This window comes from Corallococcus llansteffanensis (genome assembly GCF_003612055.1).
Lineage (GTDB): Bacteria > Myxococcota > Myxococcia > Myxococcales > Myxococcaceae > Corallococcus > Corallococcus llansteffanensis.
The window spans coordinates 1-3,405 of the sequence record NZ_RAWB01000810.1 but is presented as its reverse complement, the minus strand read 5'-3'; the positions used below and the strand labels follow the sequence as shown (position 1 = coordinate 3,405).

The 3,405-nt window shown below is 68.4% G+C and carries 3 protein-coding genes; 1 reads left to right on the top strand and 2 read right to left on the bottom strand.

Annotated elements, in window-relative coordinates; translation table 11 throughout:
• Positions 1-335: 335 nt before the first annotated feature.
• Positions 336-1,409 (top strand): hypothetical protein, encoded by a 1,074-nt coding sequence (locus tag D7V93_RS40545; protein WP_120648359.1) that lies wholly within the window; start codon positions 336-338, stop codon positions 1,407-1,409.
• Between the two features lie 54 nt (positions 1,410-1,463).
• Here the strand turns inward: D7V93_RS40545 and D7V93_RS40540 are convergent, their stop codons facing one another.
• Entirely contained in the window at positions 1,464-2,918 is a 1,455-nt protein-coding gene (locus D7V93_RS40540) for a metallophosphoesterase (RefSeq protein WP_244237806.1), read from the bottom strand.
• Positions 2,919-3,017: 99 nt separating this feature from the next.
• Positions 3,018-3,405: TIGR02266 family protein (locus D7V93_RS40535; RefSeq protein ID WP_120648358.1), on the bottom strand; the 388-nt coding region annotated here is incomplete at its 5' end.

Here is a 3,405-nt window from a genome sequence, read left to right as displayed (position 1 = left end):
GCCCCCCAGGGGGGGCGAGGTCCGGGTGGGCGTGCTCATGCGGACGGGGTCTCCTTGGGGGGAAGCAGGCACACCCCCTCGTGGATTGTGTGTCTTTCCGCCAGACACCGGGCCGTGTTTCAGCCCACCGCGGTGAGCCGGGTCCGGTATCAGACGGATGCGGGCATACGATAGGGTTTGCGACAGGGATGTGCATGCCCGTCCGGTGCCGGACGCCCATGCCCCCGGTTGGAATTGTAGAACACCCGCCACTGGGATTTCACAGAAAGCAGCCTTTCAAAATCTTGCCGGTTGACGTCTGATGACCGCCCCACGCAAGAAGGCAGGGCTTTCGCATGCGGTCATCGCTTCGTCGTTCTCCCGGAGTCCTGGCGCTCACGGCCGTCACCACGGCCCTGGGGTTGCTCACCGCTTGCGGAGAGGGCGTGTCGGAGGACGACCCGTTCGGGCAGGCCCGGCAGGCGCTGTTGAACGGCGTCGGGTCCACCGCGGCGCGGGCGGCGCTCGCGAAGCGGTGGGCGCCCATCCACTACCAGGACGTGGACGTCACGGGCTCGCACTCGCTCAGCGGCAAGTCCGACTTCATCACCCGCGTCGACTTCGACGGGGACTGGAGCGGGACGAACAACTGGGACAACACGGGCTCGCGAGCGCTCACCGCGCACGCCTACCAGTCGGTGGTGGAGACAGGCTCGCACTGGTACCTGCTCTACACCTTCTTCCATCCGCGGGACTGGTCCGACTCCATCTTCGACACGGAGCACGAGAACGACGGCGAGGGGGTGCTCCTCGTCGTGCAGCGGGATGGGAGCGAGTACGGCGCGCTCGTCGGCGCGGTGACGGTCGCGCACAAGGACTTCTTCTCCTTCACTCCGGCGGGCAGCCCGCTCGGCTCGGGGTCGGAGTCGCTGGACGGCACGCTGTCGCTGGCCTCCTTCGAGGGCCAGCCGCACCCCATCACCGCCCAGGAGGCCAAGGGCCACGGCCTCAAGGCGTGGCCGTACTTCGACATCGTCGGGGACGGCGTGAAGTACTACCCGTCGCTGAGCCTCGCCGAGCAGCCGTCCTCCGCCACGGACGCGGACGTGCGCTACAAGCTGCTCGACGTCTACAGCCCCACCGAGGGGCTCTGGCCGCGCCGGGACCTCACCACGCTGTTCGTGTCCGACGGGACGTTCCGGGGCGACACGGGGGGCGGCTGCGGCCTGGCGGCGGGCAACTGCGGCACCAACTCCGCGAACGCGCCCTGGGGCTGGGATGACCAGAACGACGGCCCCATCCTGCGCGGGGAGATCGCCAAGGACCCGGCGAAGCTCGCCGCGTACTACTTCAGCCCGTCGTCCCAGTTCTCGACGACGTACACGTTCAACCCCTTCAAGGGCATTGGCGCGGATCCGAACCAGCCCTGAGCGCGGCTGCGTGGCGTCCAGCAGCCGCGCTCCCATCCCTCCGCCGCCAGCGAGTCAGCGCACCCAGCTCACGTTGCTGTACGCGTTCACGCCGTCCGCCCGCTCCGTGTTCGTCAGCGGCGCGTAGACGCGCGTGGAGATGGTGTTGGCGGCGGTGTCGATCTCCACGAGCCGCGTCGGGTTCGTCGTGCTGTCGTGGTAGGTGTTGAGCATCTGGTAGATGGTGTTGCCGTGGACGCCGGTGTCCGTGCGGTAGGCGGCGTTGCCCACGTGGCCGGAGAAGACGAAGCGCACGTTGGCGTACTGCTTGATGAGGTTGTCGAACACGTACTGCGGGCTGTTGTTGCCGTAGCCGCCGTTGGACTGCTCGATGCCGCCGCTGCCGTTCAGGTGCGAGTGGGTGATGAAGATGACGTTGTGCCTGGGGAACTGCGCCAGCACCGTCTTCGCCCAGTTCACCGAATCCGTGCGCGCCCACAGCTCCAGGTTCACGACCAGCCAGCTCAGGCCGCCCGCGCTGAACGTGTGGTAGGCGTTGTCACACTTGCCCGTCTCGAACACGCCGCCCAGCGCCTTGAAGCGCGACAGCGGGAAGTACGTGTTGAAGGTGGTGGTGTTGCGCAGGTTGGCGTTGACGTTGCCCGGGCACGCGCTGCCGCCCTGGCACACCGCCGCCGTGTCGTGGTTGCCCAGGGCGATGGCGTAGGGAATCTGGGCGTTGTCCAGCACCTGGTACGAGTCGCTCGCGCGCTGGTAGTGCAGGTGGTCCGGCGTGTCCCAGTCCATCAGGTCGCCGGTGTGCATCACGAAGCGGATGTCCTGCGCCGTCTTGTTGTCGGCGATCCACTGCATGCGCTGGGTCAGCCGGGCGGGCTGGTAGACCGTCTCAAGCTGCGTGTCGGGGATGACCACGAGGGTGAACTTCGTGTCCACGGCGGTGGGCGCCGCGTAGAACCGGATGCCTTCGCTCACCCAGCCCGCGGCGGTGAGGCTGTCGCGCTCCGCCTGGGTGACGGCGTGGCGGTGCTTCTGGAGGGTCGTGTTGTTGAAGCGGTAGACGGGGATGAGGCACGCCTCCGCCGTCTTGGAGGCGTAGAAGCCCACGCCCTCGTCGGTGGTGTAGCCGTTGGCCATCAGCGTCGAGCGCTCGGTGGCGTCGATGGTGACGATGTGTTCGGTCTTGCCGGGGCTGTAGAGGCGGTAGACGGGCGACAGGCCGGTGCCCGTGGACGTCGCGGCCTTGAAGGGCGTGCCCCGGTCATCCGTGAACCCATACGTCGTGCCCGCGTTGGCGGCCTCCGTGGGGTTGGTCGTCAGGAGGCTGGAGCCGGTGGCCGGCCGCACGCGCATGTACACAGGAGCGCTGAGCGCGGCGCAGTCCAGCGCCTGCGCGGTGCTCCCCACGTCCTGCGTGGAGGCCGGCTGCCGCGACTCGGGCGCTTCACCCGGACCACATGCGGACAGCATGCCCGCCAGGGCCAGGGAGGCGATGAGGGAAGAGGGCTTCAAGGGGGACTCCTCAATGCTTTCAGGTTGCGCAGGTTAAAGACGAATTACGCGGCTGCGCATAGCATTGAAGAGCTGGTCGGGAAAGACCCGAACCGCGGCTCAGTCCGGGTAGAACATGGGGTCGCGCGTGGCGACGAACGACGAGATGGCGTGCGCCACCTCCGGCGGCAGGGTGGTGAACTGCACGCCCACGCCGGGCATCAGCTCCGGGGTGCGGTCGTTGCCGTCGCGGGCCCAGCGCACCACGCCGTTCACCGTCAGGGGCCGTCCGCCCGGCAGGGTGAAGTCCAGCTCCACCGGCGTGCCGCGCGGCACCGACTCCACCGTGGCGATGAAGATGCCGCCCTCGCTGATGTCCATGGAGAAGCCGGTGAAGAAGTTGGAGTCGCTGCGCGTGTCGATGGTCGTGTGCATCCGCACCCGGCCGTTGCGCCGCGCCTCGTCCTTCGCGGGCGGCGGGGGCGTGGCCTCGCGGGCGGGCGCCGGG